This is a genomic window from Prevotella sp. PTAC (genome assembly GCF_013166535.1).
In the GTDB taxonomy this organism is placed as follows: Bacteria; Bacteroidota; Bacteroidia; order Bacteroidales; family Bacteroidaceae; genus Prevotella.
In genome coordinates this window covers 76942-96404 of sequence record NZ_JABKKK010000005.1, presented here as the reverse complement: position 1 = coordinate 96404, position 19463 = coordinate 76942, and the positions used below count along the sequence as shown (strand labels likewise).

Below are 19463 nucleotides of genomic sequence, written 5' to 3'. Positions count from 1 at the left end.
ACGGACATACAAAAACAGGTCAAATCGTTATGATTTGACCTATTGCTCTTATTGCCAGTCAGTTACGCAAAAACGTCTAAAACCCGCTTATTTGCGGCCACCGGTTTTATATTTTAAAACAAACGAAATATGAGGAGCACTTTGTAAATATTATTCCGAGTGTTTCCAATATATTTCATTGTATATTATTTAATCGTTATACTTTTGCATAAAGTTTCAACATCGGAGTGTGGAATAAGGCAGAGTTTTCATTAGTCATAAAGACCGTAGAATATGTTTCGCCCCCATACTCTTACATCAGAAACCGGATAGTTCAATGGGCTTTCAGACCCCGCATTCGCAATGATGGCTCACGATGTAATGATGTTGTTTAATTAAAGTTTATAGACTATGACCTACATTGGAATCGATGTCAGCAAGGCGACTTTCGTTGTCTCTTATTCGTCTGCCAGGACAGGCAGGACAAAAACATTCAAGAACACCGTCAAAGGTGTCCATGAGTTCATCCAGACTATTTCGGCAGCAGAGCATCATTGCGTTCTGGAAGCCACCGGCAATTACAGTGCGCTGCTCGTTTATCTGCTTTCCGAAGCCGGGATAACCGTCAGCCTTGAGAATCCGCTGAAGATAAAGAACTTCGCCCGTGCCATGCTAACCGTCACCAAGACGGACGAGATTGATGCCCGCCTGATAGCCCTGTACGGTGAGAGGATGCAGCCTGTACCTTACAAGCTACGCAGCGATTCGATCCTCGTTTTGAAGCAGAAGCGCACGGTGCTACGCCAGCTTAAAAAGCAACTTGTGGCAACACGCAACCTCAAAGGCTCGCTGGAAGTTCTTCCTTCTTTCGACCCTGAATGCAAGAAAACCATCGAAAAGACAATTGCTTTCCTCGAGAAACAAATCAAGGCAATGGAAGAGAAAATCACTTCCTTGGCGCGAGGCGAGTACAAGAAACAGATGGACTTGCTCACTTCCATCAAAGGTATCGGTGTCACGTTGGCAGCCGCACTCATCGTAGCCACCGGAGGATTCACCTACTTTGATAACGCCAAGCAACTGACCCGTTATCTGGGCTTGTCACCTACTTACCAACAATCCGGTACGTCAGTCAATGTCAAAGGTCACATCAACCGGAACGGGGATTCAAACCTCAGAAGCCAGCTTTATGTAGCGGCATTCTCATCACTCAGGTGTAATACCGAGTGCAAGGAATGTTTCGACCGTTTGCGGTCTAATGGCAAGCCGGGTAAGGTGGCGGTCGTCGCTGTAGCCAACAAACTTGTAAGGCAAGCCTTTGCGGTGGTCAAGCAAGGAATACCGTATGTCGATGGGTTCAAGTCCGAAAGACCATAAATACTCATCTGCGGAGGGAACGCCATGCGGCAAGGGGCTGAGCAGTCAGCCCCGACGAGCTTTCCATGCACGATAACCTGCATGATTATGCTAATTATCGTTAACCGTATTCAATTTTCTTATTATAGTTCATATTCTTGTCACTATGCCTTCTATGTATGCTTTCAGAATGCTTATGCCCGTCTTGTTGTCTCCTCCCTGAGGCACAATCAGGTCGGCATACTTCTTGGTCGGCTCTATAAACTGCTCGTGCATCGGCTTGAGCACGTCGAGATAACGGTCTATCACCATCTCAACGGTACGTCCGCGCTCCACCACGTCGCGACGGATATTCCTTATCAAACGCTCGTCGGGGTCGGTGTCGACGAATATTTTAAGATCCATCATCTCACGCAACTTTTTGTTCAGAAGCGTCATTATGCCCTCGATTATTATCACGGGCTTCGGCTCCACATGCACCGTCTCCGGCAGCCTGTTGCACTTGATATACGAATATGTAGGCTGCTCGACGGCATTTCCCGATTTGAGCTGCCTGATATGTTCGGTGAGCAGTTTCCAGTCGAACGCATCAGGATGGTCGAAGTTTATGGCATGCCGCTCTTCCTCTGTCATGTGCGATGTGTCGTTATAATACGAGTCGAGAGGCACCACTGTCACATAATGAGGCGGACAGGCCTCGGCTATTTTTCTCACGACGGTGGTTTTTCCAGAACCGGTACCGCCGGCTATTCCTATTATAGTCATTGTTTGGGATTGTTTTCAAGTTATCTTTTTCCATATCGCCCCTGCCGTAACAGCGGCAGGGGCACGTACTTGCTCGTCATAAAGCGTCGGTAAGCCCAAGATAGGCGAACACCCTGTCATAATACCCGGCCTTGCGCTCTACACGCATTGGATATGCCCGTGAGGAACTGGGCATGCGGTAGAGCCTGATATCCCTTCCACTGAAATTGAAAACGGCATACTCTCCAACCTTTGGAGCCGCGATGCCGTAGTGTGAACAGAAAGTATCCGTAGCCAACTGCCCGGCCGTAATCACGGCACGGCACAGAGGCAGGGCCTCAAGCATACCGTCGAGGTCTGACGGCTCTATTATTTCCAGATCTTTGTCGGAGGCGGTGTTCTTGGTTCGGCATACCTTCTGAGCCGTATCGAAAAGGGCTATTCCCTTACTTCGCAGGAACGGGACGATGGCATCGAGATCGAAACGCTTCTCTTCACCGATGACAAAATGTGATTTGTCTCCGAAAAAGCAGATACCGAAAATACGCCACATGTCGTTAAGATAGTTGGGGTAATAGAAAGGCATGCACCACCGTTTCTCTGCCGGTGGAAACGTCCCCAACATAAGCAGGCACGCATCTGCCGGCAGAAAAGGCTCGAACGGGTGTGTCTCTATCGTCATGTCGCCTTGCATACGATACTCTATTTCTGTTCTTTCACAAGGTAAACGATAGTGGGCAGGTGGTCGCTGTAGCCGTTGAGCCACACTCCGCCGGCATGGGTGCGCAGCGGGTTGCCCTTGTATTTGCCGGTCTGCTGGAACAGATAGTCGCGCGTGAATATCTGATGCTTGAAATATTTGAGTGTGGAGTAGTCTTTCTTTCCGTCACGGCATAGAAGAGACGGAGAAAGGATTATCTGGTCAAAGAGATTCCATCCGCCGTTATACATAAGCGTGCCACGCCCCTCTTTTGCCAGTATATCCCACCATGGATTGTACATGTCACCGTCACCGACATCTTTAATATTACGCTTTGCACCCAGCTCCACGGCCATCGACTTGTCCATCGGGTCATCGTTCATGTCACCCATGACAATCACTTTCACCGCCGGATCTTCACGAAGCAGCGAGTCTTTCAGCTGACGCAACTGGCGGCCGCCCTGCTCACGATAGAAAGAGCCGTTGAAACGGCTGGGCAGATGGTTCACCACCACCGTGACGTGCTCGCCGGCCATAGTGCCGCTCACCGTGAGAAAGCCTCTGGTATGGAAGTTGCTGTCCTTGGCGAGAGACTGCACGTACGGCACGAGCTTTACATCGCGCACGGTGAAAATACGAGGATTGTAGAGCAACGCGCAATCGACGCCGCGGCTGTCGGGCCCTTCGTTATGGCAATACTTATATCCTCGGTCTGCCAGTGGCTTCCGGGCCGTGAGGTCGTCGAGAACTTTCGCGTTCTCAACCTCGCTCACTCCTATTACCGCGCAACCTACGGATTTGGGCAACACGTCGGTCCCCATGTCGGCAAGCACACGGGCAAGGTTGTCGAGCTTGCTGGCATACTTGCGTCCGTTCCACTTATATGCCCCTTCTGGAAGAAAATCGTAGTCGCGTTTTCCCTCGTCATGACAAGTGTCGAAAAGGTTTTCAAGATTATAGAATCCTACCGCATATACGGAGAATTTCCTCTCTTGAGCCTGCGCTCCGCTACCGACAATGATGAGCAGAAACGCCAATAATGAAATAAATCTGTTCATGGTCATGTATATTTTTGTGCAAATATCGGGAAATAAAATGACAATATACACTTTTTGAATGTTTTTTAATCTAATTTTATTCTACTTTTATACCATTATTCAATTTTTATTTAGTTACTTTGTAGCGAAAATAATAAACAAACAAATTTATAAATTATGCAGAAAAAGCTGAGATTAGCAATGATGGCTATCTGCTGTTCGGCAACCGCTTTCGCCCAGAACACCACCGAGACGGAGGGACAAAAGCCTGTCGACACGGGAGAATCGGCCTTCACTTTCACCGAGGCTCAACTGGGAGAAGACGATGACATGTCGCAGAACGTGACGATTATCAACTCTAACAGCAACCTCTACGCAAGCCAGGTGGGATACCTGTTCAGTCCGGTGAGATTCAGATACCGGGCTTTCAACCAGAAGTACAACGAGATTTACATCAACGGAGCGCCGATGAACGATGTCGAGTCGGGACAGTTTCGCTACTCAATGATAGGCGGACTGAACGCACAGACACGGAACATGGAGTTTGCGTTACCGTTCGAGGCGAACAGTTTCTCGATGTCGGCAATGGGCGGCTCGAACAACTATAACTTCCGCCCGTCGGCACAGCCCACCGGCCACAGGCTCACACTGAGCGGCGCCAACCGCAGCTACACACTGCGCGGAGGCTACACCTACAACTCGGGAGTGAACGCAAACGGATGGGCATACTCGGCCGGAGTGATGTATCGCTGGGCAAACAGGGGATACGTGGAAGGCACGTTCTACAACTCCCTGTCCTATTTCCTCGGCGTGGAGAAAATCATAAACGACCAACACACCGTATCGCTCGTGACATGGGGTAACCCTACGGAACGTGCGTCGCAGGGCGCAGCCACCGATGAGGCTTACTGGCTGGCAAACGACCGTTACTACAACCCCAACTGGGGATACCAGAACGGCAAGAAGCGCAATTCGCGAATAGTCAATGACTTTGCGCCTACGGCTCTGCTCACATGGGACTATAAAATCAACGACTATATGAAGCTGACGACGGCACTGAGCGGAAAGTACAGCCACTACAAGAGCACGAAGCTGAACTACAGCAACTCGGACAACCCGCACCCTAACTACTGGAAAAACCTGCCGTCGAGCTTCTATAACGTATGGGATGAAAACGATGTTACCAACCGCACGGAGCAGAACCTCGCTGACTGGCGCGCGTCATACGATTTTTGGACGGCATCGAAAGCCAACCGCCAGATAAACTGGGACAGACTGTACTACAGCAACCAGCAGCTCGCGGCCCAAGGCAAGGACGCCATGTACTACATACAGGCCAAGAACAACGACCAGCTGGCATTCAACCTGTCGTCATCGCTCAAAACCGAACTGACGAAGAACTCGTCGCTCGACCTCGGTATAGCGCTGTCGACAACAAAAGGCATGCACTACCAGACAATGGAGGACCTGCTCGGAGCGAACATCTACCATAATATAAACAGCTATGCGCTGGGTACATACCCGACAGGTTCAGACGAGGTGCAGTATGACATGAACAACCCGAACGCAGAAGTGCGCGAGGGAGACAAGTTCGGATACAACTACAACATACTCGTAGACAAGGCAAACGCATGGGCCACATATAAGACAAACATCAAGTCGGTACACGCTTTCGTCAGCGGACGCGTGGGCGCTACATCAATGCAGCGTGACGGAAAGATGCGCAACGGACTGGCAAAGAACAACTCTTACGGAAAGAGCGGCACGGCACGCTTCCTCGACGGCGGAGCTAAAGCGGGAGCCAACATAAACCTCGGACGAGGAAACACGGTGGCACTCGGTGTAGGTTACGAACTGCGCACCCCCACTCCGTCGGCTGCCTTTGCCGCACCGGAAATCAACAACGACTTCGTGACAAACCTGAAAAACGAGAAAGTGATGTCTGCCGAGGTTGGATACCAGTTGCGCTCGTCATGGCTCAACCTCTCGCTAAGCGGATACTACTCCAAAATCACCGACGGAACGGAATGGCAGAACTTCTATTATGACGACGTAAACTCGTTCACATATATTTCGTTCACAGACGTGGAGAAAGAGTATTACGGAGTGGAGCTTGGAGCAAACGTGAAGATCAACTCGGCATTCAGCGTGAAACTGCTCGGACAGATGAGCGAGGCAAAGTATGCAGACAACTCGAACGTGCGCTACATGAACTCCACATCGGCCAAGTATACCGAGGAAATATGCTACAACAAGGATATGCGCGAGAACGGAACTCCACTCACGGCACTGAGTCTCGGACTGAGCTACCACTCTAACGGATGGTACATAGACCTGAACGGAAACTACTATGACCGCATATACCTGTCTTACTCTCCGAGCTACCGCTACGAAAGCTCGCTGCAAAACCGTCATGACGCAGGCTTGGAGATATTCGACAATGAAGGCAACATCCTCCCGGGAGTACTTGACCAGACCAAGGGCAAAGGCGGATTTATGCTCGACGCGTCCATCGGCCGCAGCATATACCTCAAAAAAGGCTCTCTGTCTATCAACCTGATGGTGACCAACGTGCTCAACAACCGCGACATTGTCACCGGAGGATATGAACAGAGCCGCAGCGACTACACGCAAAGCGGAAACACGAGAACATACAGGTTCTCGAAGAACCCGATGAAGTTCTATGCCTACGGAACAAACGGTATGCTGAACATTACATATAAATTCTAAAACAGCTACGAACATGAAAAAGATAAAATATATTCTCGCGGCTTTCGCCTGTGCGGTGCTTACAGGGTGCATGGGCGGAGAAGATTATGGATTTGACACCGACTGGACCGCTCCCGACACTCAGAACGCATACGGGAACCCGGAGCTGAAAGAAACAAACGTCATCACTGTGGCCGAGCTTTTGCAGCGGTATGTCAACCCGATGACAAACGCCAACGATACTGTTCTCATCAAAGATGACGTGCAAATAAAAGTAGTGATTACCGGAAACGACATTGAAGGCAATATCTACAACGAGGTGGCGGTGAAAGACGCCACGGGCGCGATACTTATCTGCATAGCCCAAGGCGGCCTGTACGGCTACCTGCCTGTCGGCAAGGAGATACTCGTAGACCTCAAAGGCCTGCACATAGGCCTGTATGGCAACCAGCCGCAAATCGGCGTTTCATATACCAACGCATCGGGAAAGACTTTCCCCAGCCGTATGAGCCGTGTGCTGTGGCAACGCCATTTCAAATATGTGAATCCGTCAAAGACAGAGGTTGTCGTACCCGAGGTGTTTGATGTGACGCGCATGCAGGATGCCGACTACGTGAAAGCGTGCCGCGGCAAGCTCATGACCGTGAAAGGCGTGACAATGGCCGAGGCCGACGGTACAAAAGTCTGGGCAAGCGATGCTGAAAAAGACGCCGGCAACGGTGTGAGCCGCTCTATCGCAGTGAACGGGAAAGTGCCCATGAGCGGCAGCTATGCGTCGTTTGTGGTGCGTTCAAGCACATACGCCGACTTCGCCGCCCAGGTGATGCCGACAGGGAAAATAAACCTTACCGGTATATTCACCGTATACGCCAACGACCCTAAAAAATACGGATATACATGGCAGATACTGCTGCGCGAAGGAAGCGATGTTGAGGTTATAAACAACGAAAACGGTAATTAAACGTATCATAATTATAATAAATACATTAAAACAAACATTTATGAAAAAGATATTATATTCAATATTCGCCATAGCAATGGCGACATGCACATTCACAAGCTGTGAAGATGTACCAGAACCGTATGATATTCCCGGAGGAAGCGGAGAGGAAACGCCATCAACAGAAGAGCCGACCGGAGACGGAACATTGGCAAATCCATTCAATGCAATTGCCGCAAATGAATATACATCTAAATTGGCTTCCGGTGAGGAATCAGCCACAGATATATACATCAAAGGAAAAGTTGTATCAATAAAGGAAAACTTCACTACACAATTCGGTAACGCCGCTTTCTATATCGCAGATACGGAAACAAGCACGAACAAGTTCTACATATTCCGTGCTTTATACCTTGGCAACAAGAAATACACAAGTGGAGATTTGCTCAAAGAAGGTGACGAGGTGGTTGTATGCGGAAAAGTTACAAACTATATGGGTAACACTCCTGAGACAGTGCAGAATAAAGCATATATCTACTCAATAAACGGCAAAACATCTTCGGAAGGTGGCCAGCCACCGATAACAGGGGAAGCCAAAGGAGACGGTACGCTTGAAAATCCATTCAACAGTGTAGCAGCCAACCAACTCGCAATGTCGCTAGGCGACAACGAGCAATCTGAAGTAGTCTACATCAAGGGTAAGATTTCTTCTATAAAAGAGACATTCAGCACTCAATTTGGTAATGCCACATTCAATATCTCTGACGATGGCACAACAAACAATCAGTTCTACGTATTCCGCACTCTCTATCTGGGCAACGTGAAGTATACTGAAGGTGAGAACATCGCTGTCGGAGACGATGTCGTAGTATGCGGAAAACTAACTAAATATGTAGGTACACAGGGCATCCCAACTCCCGAAACCGTTCCAAACGAAAGTTATCTGTATTCATTGACAAAGAACGGCGGAAGTACAGGCGGAGGCGACATTGATGACCCGAACGCATTCATCGTAGATCCCAACTCATTTGGATTGACAAACCAGACTTTACTAACCACACTTACATTAACAGATGGAACAACGCTCACATTCAGTAAAGGTGACGGAGCTACGGCTCCCGCATATTACACAGGGGGCGGCGGTACATTCCGGATGTATCCGCAAAATTCCATTGACATAAATGCTGTTAAACCGGTCAAAGATATTACCGTAACAGTAGATGTATATAATAATATCACATGTAACGCCGAAGAAAAAGTTACATGCACAAGCGGAAATGTATCATTCAAAGATAATATAGTAAAGATTGAAAGCATCGGCAACAACAAATTTGTCATCAAGAATGCCCATGAAGGTAAAGGCACCGCATCTCAATTCCGTATAAAATCAATGGCTATTTCATACGCAGAATAATACGTTTATATCCATAACAAAAATCCCGATGCGTATTAAATACGCATCGGGATTTTTATTCCTTGAAACTTATATATAATATTTTTACAACAGAAATATAATTATATTTGGCAGACTGCAAAATTACACTTAATTTTGCAGTCTGTTTCTATATAAATAACAAATATGAATAGATTATTCAAAGTATCGACATTGTTAGTTTACGCAGCAATCACTTTCACATTCACATCATGTAATGACGATGATGATAATGGAGGCATTGATTATAATGCAAACGTGAACAAAAACATTGTAACAGCGGCTAATCCGGAACTCGCACGACTGGAATTTCCTAAAGCAAAAAACGGAAAGAGCATCATACTGAAGTATTATTCAGGCGATACTTACGGCCTAAACTACTGCGTGGAATGGGACACGGAGAAGAAATCGCAACGCTGGTCGTGCTACATGATGGTGGATCATCACCACTCCAACTATGACAAACAGCACACATACAAAGGCAATGCCGGGCGATATGACCCTAACAAAAACCCCGGTAATCATCCAAACGAGCGACAATACCCATACGACCCGCAACTACCGGCACAATACAGATGGAGCGACGATTTATTTGTGCGCTCCGGATATGACCACGGCCATATATGCCCGTCTGCCGACCGTCAGTATTCAAAAGAGGCAAACTATCAGACTTTCTACATGACAAATATGCAACCGCAACGAAACGCGTTCAATGCCAAACTATGGGCTGTAATGGAACAGAAAGTAAGGGACTGGACTCCGAATACTATCGGGGATACCCTATTTGTGTGCAAAGGCGGCACAATAGACAACGAGAGCCAGATACTGACACGCATCCAAGGCAAAATGATTGTACCGAAATATTTCTACATGGCGTTACTATCAAAGAAAAAGGGCAAGTATTCAGCTCTCGCTTTTTGGGCAGAGCACAAAAACACAGACCAGTCGAAAGACAATTTACGCAACTATGTGATAACAATCGACGAGCTTGAAGCCCGCACTGGCATAGACTTCTTCTGTAATCTGCCGGACGGAATAGAGTACAAAGTAGAAAGCAAAGTCGCTTATAATTACTGGGGAATAAGATAATAAAAATGAAATCGGAATGCCGATATAGTCTTATACCGCCGCAATCACACAACGACATTGGGATAATAAACCGGAAATGGGAGCGCCACCGATGACGCTCCCATTTCCGGTTTTATAGATAAATTTCAGTCTTTATCCAATATTATGCCAAATATTAGTTTATCAGATATATCTTCTCCTTACCATTATAAGTGCACTTTACAGTTGCACGTCCCTCAATTACGGGGCTTACCTCAGCCTTTACAGACGGGTCTGACGCCTTAACGGTAATCTTGGAACCGGCCGTAAGCGGAGCGTATACCTGATAACGGATGGCATCCGTAAGTCCGTTCGCATTGCTGGTACGTATCGGAGTGGCAGGAATATTGAGAGTCTTGCCATCGGCCATAATGGTAACAGTAGGAACGACAGGACGCTTGAACGGCATGTCAGACTTGGAAAAACCTATACCGTGAAGGTCGAACAATCCGACAGGACGCTGAGGCTGACGGGGCTGACGCTGAGCGCGAGAATCCTGTTTGGGTTGTTTTACTTCCGGTCCCTCTGCCACAAGATATATGGCATGCTTGCCTTTCAATCCGTCCACCTCCGGAACAGGTATATTATAAACGGTGCGCTCACGGCGTGCACCGGCCGGAATGTCGATTGAACCAATCTCACGGCCTTTCCATGTATCGTTGGCATAGGGTCCGTCGAGCATCACACGAATAGTAAACGCACCGTTTCCACCCGGAGTCAAGTCAAGACAAAGAGACGTGCCATTGCCCTTTTTCGTTCCGGTGAAAGCCTTGACACCCTTTGTGTCCTTATCCAATCCACCGAAACCGAAATACTTAAATCCCACAATACCACGATTATTGATACCAGCCAAATCCATGCCATCATTCCATACGTCGTGATTATCCTGCATCCACTCGTTGCCTGTCATATAGCAAGCCAAGCCGGCCGAATAGTAACGGTATGGCGGAAGACCGAATATCTGGAAGCCCTCGCTGGTCACTTCCGCACCGGTATAGGTCATGCCATTGGACGCAGAAGCCGTCCATTCATTGTTCTTAGTATATGGATCGTATGCCGTGATGCGCACCATACCGCCGTCTGCCACTTTCTTCTTGTCCCATGTAATCTTCACAGGAGCGACCATTGCCTGACGGGCATTACCGAAACCACGCGGCGGACGATGATAGAACACATACCACTGACCGTTTATTTCCTGCAAAGAGCCGTGAGTATTGTGAGCGGCATTGGTGGTTACAAGGCACGTTCCGTCTTCATTCGGCACCACACCACGCGAATCTACCAACACACCGCCCGAGCGCCAAGGCCCTAACGGAGAATCACCGAAAGCATAACGCAGAGCGGAATTGGTTGAGCCAAGTCCGTAATCGGGACCGCTGTATCCGGAGAATACCATCACATACTTATTACCAACCTGTCGAATTGATGACGCTTCAAAGAAGTTAAAGTCGCCGGGGTTCTGGTCTTTATACAACGCCGGATATTGCGTTCCTTCCGGGTCGCGCACCACTCCGTAACGCTCACTGGCAGGAATGAAATAGTCATGAACCTCCGTACCCGGACGGACAGCATACATGTTATCCTGATCAAGCTCGTATGCCGTGCTGTGGCGGAAACCATAAAACACGTATGCACGGAAGCCACGGTCGTAGTCTTTATCGCGTTTATCGGTTATATTCTCGATAAATACCGACGGGTCAAAATCTATAAGCGAACCGGGAAGGCACTGCCGGCCATCGTCAGTGAGGTTAACGGGAGTGAAAGGACCGTTCGGCCTGTCTCCTTTGCAAACCATGGCGACACGACGCCAACCGCGCGAATGAGGATAGAGATAATATGTCTTCTTTCCCGTCTTACGATCTTTCACTTCCACGAGGTCGGGAGCGAACATCGTGTCCCACTGCCCATCGACAAACCAGGTGAAGATAGGACCTTCGTCACGCCATTGACTAAGGTCTTCTACCGGTGCCGACCACATACGGATGTCATTACCGCAATAGGCGGAATAAGTCACGTCGTGCGACCCGATGATATAAGCACGATACTTACCAGGACGATCCGGATCCTCAAACACACGAGGCTCACCATCGGGAAGATGTTCCCACAGTGGCAGATAAGGGTTCTGTGCCGTCATCGTCACGACAGATAGTACAGCCCATAAAATTAAACTGATTTTCTTCATTATCGTTATTATTTAAGTATTGTTTTTTTATTTCCTTATTATTATCTGCATATCACTTTTCTGGTCTTTCCTCCACGAAGCTGCAATATGTTCAATCCTTTCTGCAAACCGGAACGTTTCACACCATCTATACTATAAATTCCAATCACGTCTTCATCGGCATCATCCACGATCTGACTGATATTTACCAAGTCTTCATTTGACAATTTACATTCCAAGAGCAGGTATTCATTGAAACCATCACCTGAATTTTGGAAACTGATAATGTATTTACCTTCTTTATTTATATTCACATCAAGCTCATAACATACGGCCGCACTCACATTGGCTGTAGTACTTCCATTGGCATTCGGAGTCGCTGTATGAACCGATGATGTCGCCACGGCGTTGCCGGCAGCATCAAGCACGGCAACTCTATAACCCGGCTGGCCCTTCCATGCCGCGACGGCATACGACAACTTGTAAGTGCCGGGCGACAGTGTAAGTGGATAAGCATCCTGACGACCGTACTCGGCACAGTTCTCACGCCAATACAATGCCTTGCCTTGATAGCCGTTGAAACCAGAGAATGCACGCGAACCTTGACCGTAAGTATTGGGATACTCATGCACTTCACCGCTACCTTGCACAGCACGCCATCCCTCCGGCATCGCACCTGTACCCACCTTTGCAAAGTCAAGCTTATATACGGAAGATACATCTACGAACAACGGACGCAACGTAACATTATCATCAGGCATGGTAAATGTAAGGTCATCACCTATCGACACATTGCCGTGAATAACCTCCCAACCCGCAAGCGCATATCCTTCATCTGCCTGTACAGTAAGCATTACCTCTGAACCTTCTGCCGCCTTGCTTACACTGGCCGTCGCCTTGCCATGCTCCACATCACGTATTGTCACGAGATATTCCTCTTCCGGAGTTCCCTGAGGCGCATATACCACCTGATCTATCATCATATCCGCTCCATCCGTATTGGTAATGGTCAGCCTGTTGGAACCTCCCGCAATTTCAGCTGTAAATGTTGCTTTTTGCCACTGGTTGGTCCCAGTCTTCTCACAAGACAAAGTGTATTCCTTCCCTCCTATGGAAGCTTTCAGTCGGCCGGCCTTGTTTGGAGAACTATATCGCACTGTTATGTCATAAGTACCCGCCTGCAGCTTATCAGTAGTGTGCCGCAGACTGCCCGAACGGTTCGTCCCCATCTCCATAAAGCCATTGCCACTGAATCCCCTGACATTCGGACGATTGTAATAAGGCAGCACGACGCACTCCTTTATATATTTAAAGTCCATGTCTTCCGCTTCTATAATAAGCTCACCTGCATATTCTCCCGGCTGTTTCGGAAGATTATCCGTCAAAGCGTTTGCAGGCAACACATCCGTATTACGCCCCGTCGCCGCACCGGCACAGTCTATTGTCACATCGACAGGTCCATTGTGCTTCACATCCAATGTATACACACCGTTTGCCTCATCCCATTTTGCTGTTGCCAACGCCGTTGCTTTTCCACGCTTGGTCATTTTATAAGACGGCTCGGATGCCACTCCTTCCAACACGATTTTATCAACCACATTCGTTGTCACGTCCGTGCGATAATTATTCAAGTAGCAGTCTATATGGTCCGCATATTCACGTATAACGCCACTGCACAACTGCCCGAAAGTAAGTTGCAGCCTGTCGCAAGTATTATATTCCAACGGAACAGTTGCCGAAGCCGTAGTCTTACTATTTAAATATGTATAAGGGGTATATACGACAAGCTGGTTCCTATGTCGTGACACAAACAGGTCGCCGGAACTCATTTCCGGATACATCTTATTGTATTCTTCAACCTTTTTCCCTTCCGTAGACCACCTTGTTGAACGTTCCGACTTTTTAACTACCACCGGAATAGCTTTCGCCAAATCGTCATAAAGCTCCACAGCCACGGGAATGGTGCCATATCTGGCGGTCTTCTTCAAGTACCAATAGTTGTTATGCCATTGCCCGTTGTCCTTGTTGAACGGGTCGTCCTGCTTGTAAAGTCCGTCATAAAGAGTTCCCCACGAAGCGTATTTATCCTCATCGCTGCCATTCTCGACATCATTTACGACAACAATCTTTGTGCGTTTCACAACTTCCTCCCGTGTAGGAATGTACATTGTACCGTCTATTATCTTGCGGAACATGTCTATCCATGCGTTGTCAAATCCGGGGAACGTGCCCCAGTTACGCCGTGTATATCCGTCAACAGTAGAGTTGCTAAGGTTCTGGAAATCCTCTGTCCATATCAGTTCCGGGCCGTCCCATACCGCACCACCGTTAACACAGGTCTGCTCCATCACGGTACCTATGCCGGCAGCAATGGGATATTTGCGTCCGTGCCCTTCACCAAGTATATCACCAAGCGCACCATTATATCCGCAATTGTCATACCGAACGCCATAGTTCTTTGCCAATCCGGAGATGAACGGCGAGAAAGTCACACTCTCGTTGTTATAGAAGCACGATGATGTAGTATACTTATAGAGCCATAATATTGCCTCGGGATAGTCTCTGCACGCCTGCAATAATGCGGCATTGCGCTTCATCATGCCCACCGGGTTGAGGCCGTGCGACCAGATGTTTCCGCAGAAACTGATAGTAAGGAAGCCGCCATACTTATGCGCCATCGGCACTAACTTGGAGAAAAGCTCCAACCGATCAAGCTGCGTACTGGAACTCTTATCGTTCGGTTCGTCGAAGCCCCAAAACTGCTCAGCGAAGTTCCACCCGAGAAAGTTTGGGTAACGCTTGTAGAAATACTCGAACGTTTCCAAGTCGTCATCCTTTATATGGGTATGGCCGCCACTGGCAGGCTGGCACGAGAACCACATCTTATTGGCCTGACATACCGTAGCCCACGATTTAAACGTGCGAACGGCACTCTGCGGCCTCATATACACATCCTTTTCTTTATCATAGCTGCACGACAAAGACAGGTTAAGGCATACATACGGTTTTATGTCGTCAGGAATAAGATTGATAATCTTTTGCGGATCAGCCTGATTCCATACATCCACATGTATCAACCAAAGCGGATGTCTGTCATCCACGGGGCGCCGTTCCTGCGCCGAGACCTTGCCTGCCGTCAACAAGAAAACAGCAAGCATAATAAACATTTTAAACAGTCGTATTTTCATATTTCAAATATATTATGGTATATTAAACTCCATTATTCCCTTTAAAGACACCACCGCGTCTCATTCTGTCCACAAAATTAATATAAATACATTGTACATTCTTTGACGTTTGTTTCATACTCTTTCGGAATTGTTTCAAAGCCGGATTTGTTTCCCAATACATCTAAATCAAGTTATATTCCGATCACCATACCGGACTTATTTCCATGTATATACGCTTAAGCCTCTATAAGCGTCAGTTTTTAAGAAACCTTAATGTTGATATGCAAAGACTGAAAATTCCGAAAAAAACATTATCTTTGCAGAAATATATAACAGGAAATAATGAGAATCGTCAAGACCGTTTTCAATTATATACGCCGCTCCCATTCGCTGAAATATGTCGTGGTTGTAATCGGAGCGATTGCCATTGTGGGCTTTGCCGACGAGAACAGTGTCTGGAATCATTTCAGGAATAAGCAGAAAATAAACGAGTTGAAAAGTGACATAGAGCGCTATACCGCCGATTATGAACGCGACAAGACCCGCCTGAGAGAACTGGACAGAAACCCAAAGGCAATAGAGAAAATAGCAAGGGAGCGTTATTTTATGAAAATGGACGATGAGGACATCTTCGTGTTAAGTGACGACAAACCGACAACACACATTCCAACCGATGAAACAACTGAATAAAATAGAAAACATAATCCTGCTTCTCGGAGCTTTAATGATGGTCATTGGCAGCGTGGCAAGTATATTTATGTACTCATGGGCACCGTATTTATTCGCCATGGGAGCCATCGCTTTTGTCTTGATGCAGTTCCGCCAGAAATACGAAGGACGAAACATCGCTATACAACGATTGCGCCGTATAATGATTTTCAGTGATGTCTTATTGCTCGCTTCGGCCCTACTCATGTATGCCGGACACGGCAATCCTTTCAAGCTTGACATGCTTACCTATATTAAATATATTCATAACAACTGGGTCGTGACTCTTCTTGTCGCCGCTGTTTTACAGTTTTATGTGGTGCACAGGATAAGCAAAGAACTCGATAAAGAGGCAAAAAAAATATAAAAGAAAGGCTAAATGTTTTAAATAGCATAAAAAAAATTCCGTACGTCGATATATCATTGTAATTTTGTCGAAGACAAATGAACAAAATTGTTTCTATGAATAAAATCTTATACGCACTGGCTGTTGTGGTAATGATGGTATCATGTGCCGAATCCTATAACGTACAGGGCTCTTCTTCCATATCGTCGCTTGACGGAAACATGATGTATCTCAGAACCGTCAAGTCAAACGAGATAAAGACAATTGACTCCTGTGATGTCGTGCACGGCCGTTTCCAACTTTCCGGAGTCCTCGACACCGTGCGCATGGCAACACTGTTCATCGGTGATGAAAGTGTCATGCCGGTAGTACTCGAAAGCGGGCAAATAACAATCAAGATAGACAATGCGACACAAACAGTCAGCGGAACACCGCTGAATGAGAAGTTATACCAGTTTCTCAAAAAGCACAATCAACTCGACAACCGCATGAGCGAACTGTCTCACCGCCAAAGCCAGATGATGCTTGAAGGCATAGAAGAACACATTATCAACGAAGAGTTGTCACGTGAGGCCGGCAAGATAGCCAAGGAAGAAGACAAACTTGTCACCACTTTCATTGTTGAAAACTTCGACAACGTGCTCGGACCGGGAGTATTCATGATGATAACCAGCGGTTACAGATACCCTATCCTCACACCGCAGATAGAGGATATCATGAGCAAAGCCACGGAAAAGTTCAAAAACAATCCATACGTAAAGGACTATTATCAGACCGCAACCGATAACGAGAACCGCATGCAAGGTCTCGACCCGTCGGATGAAATGCCGGCACCGATAGCGGAAGAAGAACAGACGATGCCTGAATCTTCGGTTGATTCGACGGAAAACACAGAGTTGTCCGGCGACATCCAGTGATAAAACGACAATGAGAACATTAATAGAAAACGCGACTATCGTCAACGAGAATAAAGCATTCTCAGGTTCAATAATCATCGAAGACGATTATATATTACAAATAAACAATAACAAACAACAGCCCGGTGTACCTGTCGACAAAACGATAGATGCGTCGGGCTGTCTCGTTATTCCCGGTGTGATAGACACTCATGTGCATTTCCGTGAACCGGGATTGACCGCCAAAGCCGACATGGAGAGCGAGAGCAGAGCAGCGGCAGCAGGTGGAGTGACGACATATTTCGACATGCCCAACACCGTGCCGCAGACAACAACGCTCGAAGCGCTCGACGAGAAGTTTGCCATTGCCTCACGCAGCAGCTATGTCAACTACTCGTTCTTTTTCGGAGCCACAAACGACAATCAGACGCTTTTCGACCATCTTGACACCCATCACATTCCGGGCATAAAACTATTCATGGGCTCTTCAACCGGAAACATGCTCGTAGACCGCCGCGAAGCACTCGAACAGATATTCCGAACGGCACGTTTACCACTCATGGCACATTGCGAAGACACGTCCATTATCGACCGAAACATGGAGCAGGCACGTTTATCCGATCAACGCTTTCCCGACATTTCCCTTCATCCCGAAATACGCTCGGCCGAGAGTTGCTATCAAAGTACGTCCCTGGCAGTATCTCTTGCCCGACAGTATGACGCCCGTTTACACGTGGCCCATCTTACCACAGCCCGTGAACTCGAACTTTTCTCCACCGGAACTAAAATCACCGCTGAAGTTGTCGTCGGCCATTTGTTGTTCTGCAATGAGGACTATTCGCGACTCGGGGCACGCATAAAGGTTAATCCTGCAATAAAGACCATGTCCGACAGGGATGCTTTGCGACATGCGCTTACCGACGGCCGCATATACACAGTGGCCACAGACCATGCCCCGCATCTGTCATGCGATAAGGAAGGAGGGTGCGACAAGGCTGCGTCCGGTATGCCTATGATACAGTTCTCGCTACCGGCAATGCTCACTCTTACGGATGCCGGCATCCTCACCCGCGAAAGGATGGTGGAACTTATGTGTCATAATCCGGCACGCCTGTTCGGTGTCCGTGACCGCGGTTTCATCCGTGAGGGATATAAGGCCGATATAACAATAGTACGGCACACACCGATGACCGTCACCGCAGACATGATAGAGAGCAAGTGCGGATGGAGTCCCGTTGAGGGAATGACATTCGGCTGGACCGTAGCCGCCACTATATGCAACGGCCATACAGTATATGAGAATGGCCGTGTGGACAGTTGCCGTGTCGGCCGTGCGGTGGATTTCAGATAACCGGGATACAGTGACAAGACATATAATGAGATATGAGATAGGCGAGCTTGTACCTTACATCAACTGGCCTTATTTCTATTTCGCATGGCAATTGCGCGACCATGAAGAGCAAACCCGCATACGCATAGAGGCCGAGAACATACTGTCACGGCTTGACGGGCATTACCGCGTCCATGGAATTGTTGTCATTGACAATGCCGCGAGCGATGGAGACGACATTATCATAGGCGATGTCCGTATACCGATGCTCCGCCAACAACATGCCGCAGGAACTGCCGGACACTGCCTTTGTCTTGCCGATTTCGTGCGTCCTGCGTCATCTGGAGCAAAAGATAGCATGGGCGTATTTGCCACTACGGTGGACATCGGGCTTGAAACCGACTTCGAGTCCGACGGATATATGAAGATGATGACCAGACTTCTGGCCGACCGTCTGGCCGAAGCGGCCGCCGAACGCCTACATGAACAGGTGCGGAAAAACCTTTGGGGGTATGCCCCCGATGAGTGCCTGACAATTGAAGAGATGCACGCCGAACGTTTTGCCGGCATCCGTCCGGCAGTGGGATATCCCTCTTTGCCCGACACCGGTATCAACTTTATTATCGCCGGGCTTATCGGCATGGCCGACATCGGCATAAGACTGACTGAAAGCGGCGCCATGAAACCGCATGCAAGCGTTTCCGGACTGATCATCGCCCACCCTGCCGCCCGTTATTTCAGCATCGGAAAAATTGGCGAAGACCAGTTGCGCGATTATTCAAGGCGACGCGGCGTGCCGTTGGAAATGATGCGTAGATTTCTCGCCGCCAATGTGGATTGAGACATAA

General features: G+C 48.0%; 15 protein-coding genes. 10 read left to right on the top strand and 5 right to left on the bottom strand.

Annotation, left to right across the window (positions count from 1 at the left end; all coding sequences use genetic code 11):
• The first annotated feature begins 390 nt into the window (after window positions 1-390).
• A complete protein-coding gene (locus HPS53_RS04910) occupies window positions 391-1356 on the top strand; it encodes an IS110 family transposase (RefSeq protein WP_172204761.1) in 966 nt (321 codons plus the stop codon).
• Between the two features lie 129 nt (window positions 1357-1485).
• Here HPS53_RS04910 and udk read toward each other — a convergent pair whose 3' ends face one another.
• The 3 genes from udk to HPS53_RS04895 all read right to left on the bottom strand — a co-directional run bounded on the left by udk (window position 1486) and on the right by HPS53_RS04895 (window position 3837).
• A complete protein-coding gene (udk, locus tag HPS53_RS04905) occupies window positions 1486-2100 on the bottom strand; it encodes a uridine kinase (RefSeq protein WP_104369024.1) in 615 nt (204 codons plus the stop codon).
• A gap of 76 nt (window positions 2101-2176) precedes the next feature.
• Window positions 2177-2761, bottom strand: coding sequence for a uracil-DNA glycosylase family protein (locus HPS53_RS04900; protein WP_104369129.1), 585 nt, complete (start codon window positions 2759-2761; stop codon window positions 2177-2179).
• A 20-nt stretch (window positions 2762-2781) separates the two neighbouring features.
• The gene (locus tag HPS53_RS04895) at window positions 2782-3837 is read right to left on the bottom strand and encodes an endonuclease/exonuclease/phosphatase family protein (RefSeq protein WP_172204759.1); all 1056 of its coding nucleotides are present in this window, start codon (window positions 3835-3837) and stop codon (window positions 2782-2784) included.
• A 156-nt stretch (window positions 3838-3993) separates the two neighbouring features.
• Here HPS53_RS04895 and HPS53_RS04890 point away from each other — a divergent pair, with 156 nt between their 5' ends.
• From HPS53_RS04890 to HPS53_RS04875, 4 genes are all read left to right on the top strand, one after another.
• On the top strand, window positions 3994-6546 hold the full coding sequence (locus HPS53_RS04890) for a TonB-dependent receptor (protein WP_104369023.1): 2553 nt from the start codon (window positions 3994-3996) through the stop codon (window positions 6544-6546).
• A gap of 13 nt (window positions 6547-6559) precedes the next feature.
• Window positions 6560-7486 carry a DUF5689 domain-containing protein gene (locus HPS53_RS04885; RefSeq protein WP_172204757.1) on the top strand — a complete coding sequence of 309 codons (927 nt, stop codon included), beginning with the start codon at window positions 6560-6562 and terminating at the stop codon, window positions 7484-7486.
• Between the two features lie 40 nt (window positions 7487-7526).
• Window positions 7527-8879, top strand: a complete 1353-nt coding sequence (locus tag HPS53_RS04880) for a hypothetical protein (RefSeq protein WP_216651887.1) — start codon at window positions 7527-7529, stop codon at window positions 8877-8879.
• Window positions 8880-9044: 165 nt separating this feature from the next.
• Window positions 9045-9986 (top strand): DNA/RNA non-specific endonuclease, encoded by a 942-nt coding sequence (locus HPS53_RS04875; protein WP_172204755.1) that lies wholly within the window; start codon window positions 9045-9047, stop codon window positions 9984-9986.
• Between the two features lie 154 nt (window positions 9987-10140).
• Here the strand turns inward: HPS53_RS04875 and HPS53_RS04870 are convergent, their stop codons facing one another.
• A complete protein-coding gene (locus HPS53_RS04870) occupies window positions 10141-12186 on the bottom strand; it encodes a hypothetical protein (RefSeq protein WP_172204753.1) in 2046 nt (681 codons plus the stop codon).
• Window positions 12187-12227: 41 nt separating this feature from the next.
• Window positions 12228-15353, bottom strand: a complete 3126-nt coding sequence (locus tag HPS53_RS04865; protein WP_253942816.1) for a glycoside hydrolase family 98 domain-containing protein — start codon at window positions 15351-15353, stop codon at window positions 12228-12230.
• A gap of 324 nt (window positions 15354-15677) precedes the next feature.
• On the opposite strand from HPS53_RS04865, the gene HPS53_RS04860 reads away from it, so the two are divergent.
• The 5 genes from HPS53_RS04860 to HPS53_RS04840 all read left to right on the top strand — a co-directional run bounded on the left by HPS53_RS04860 (window position 15678) and on the right by HPS53_RS04840 (window position 19456).
• A complete protein-coding gene (locus tag HPS53_RS04860; protein WP_104369018.1) occupies window positions 15678-16025 on the top strand; it encodes a septum formation initiator family protein in 348 nt (115 codons plus the stop codon).
• Complete coding sequence (locus tag HPS53_RS04855) at window positions 16009-16410, top strand: hypothetical protein (protein ID WP_104369017.1); 402 nt, start codon at window positions 16009-16011, stop codon at window positions 16408-16410. Before HPS53_RS04860 ends, HPS53_RS04855 begins: the two co-directional genes overlap by 17 nt.
• Before the next feature lie 95 nt (window positions 16411-16505).
• Window positions 16506-17306: a DUF4369 domain-containing protein gene (locus HPS53_RS04850; RefSeq protein ID WP_104369016.1), complete on the top strand. Its 801-nt coding sequence runs from the start codon at window positions 16506-16508 to the stop codon at window positions 17304-17306.
• 10 nt (window positions 17307-17316) lie between these two features.
• On the top strand, window positions 17317-18636 hold the full coding sequence (locus HPS53_RS04845) for a dihydroorotase (RefSeq protein WP_172204752.1): 1320 nt from the start codon (window positions 17317-17319) through the stop codon (window positions 18634-18636).
• A gap of 25 nt (window positions 18637-18661) precedes the next feature.
• Window positions 18662-19456, top strand: a complete 795-nt coding sequence (locus tag HPS53_RS04840; RefSeq protein ID WP_172204750.1) for a vitamin B12 dependent-methionine synthase activation domain-containing protein — start codon at window positions 18662-18664, stop codon at window positions 19454-19456.
• The last annotated feature ends 7 nt before the right edge of the window (window positions 19457-19463 follow it).

Excerpts from the sequence above, each read along its gene's own strand:
- HPS53_RS04910 (WP_172204761.1), top strand. The coding sequence starts at position 391 with ATGACCTACATTGGAATCGATGTCAGCAAGGCGACTTTCGTTGTCTCT.
- udk (WP_104369024.1), bottom strand. The coding sequence starts at position 2,100 with ATGACTATAATAGGAATAGCCGGCGGTACCGGTTCTGGAAAAACCACC.
- HPS53_RS04900 (WP_104369129.1), bottom strand. The coding sequence starts at position 2,761 with ATGACGATAGAGACACACCCGTTCGAGCCTTTTCTGCCGGCAGATGCG.
- HPS53_RS04895 (WP_172204759.1), bottom strand. The coding sequence starts at position 3,837 with ATGAACAGATTTATTTCATTATTGGCGTTTCTGCTCATCATTGTCGGT.
- HPS53_RS04890 (WP_104369023.1), top strand. The coding sequence starts at position 3,994 with ATGCAGAAAAAGCTGAGATTAGCAATGATGGCTATCTGCTGTTCGGCA.
- HPS53_RS04885 (WP_172204757.1), top strand. The coding sequence starts at position 6,560 with ATGAAAAAGATAAAATATATTCTCGCGGCTTTCGCCTGTGCGGTGCTT.
- HPS53_RS04880 (WP_216651887.1), top strand. The coding sequence starts at position 7,527 with ATGAAAAAGATATTATATTCAATATTCGCCATAGCAATGGCGACATGC.
- HPS53_RS04875 (WP_172204755.1), top strand. The coding sequence starts at position 9,045 with ATGAATAGATTATTCAAAGTATCGACATTGTTAGTTTACGCAGCAATC.
- HPS53_RS04870 (WP_172204753.1), bottom strand. The coding sequence starts at position 12,186 with ATGAAGAAAATCAGTTTAATTTTATGGGCTGTACTATCTGTCGTGACG.
- HPS53_RS04865 (WP_253942816.1), bottom strand. The coding sequence starts at position 15,353 with ATGAAAATACGACTGTTTAAAATGTTTATTATGCTTGCTGTTTTCTTG.
- HPS53_RS04860 (WP_104369018.1), top strand. The coding sequence starts at position 15,678 with ATGAGAATCGTCAAGACCGTTTTCAATTATATACGCCGCTCCCATTCG.
- HPS53_RS04855 (WP_104369017.1), top strand. The coding sequence starts at position 16,009 with ATGAAACAACTGAATAAAATAGAAAACATAATCCTGCTTCTCGGAGCT.
- HPS53_RS04850 (WP_104369016.1), top strand. The coding sequence starts at position 16,506 with ATGAATAAAATCTTATACGCACTGGCTGTTGTGGTAATGATGGTATCA.
- HPS53_RS04845 (WP_172204752.1), top strand. The coding sequence starts at position 17,317 with ATGAGAACATTAATAGAAAACGCGACTATCGTCAACGAGAATAAAGCA.
- HPS53_RS04840 (WP_172204750.1), top strand. The coding sequence starts at position 18,662 with ATGAGATATGAGATAGGCGAGCTTGTACCTTACATCAACTGGCCTTAT.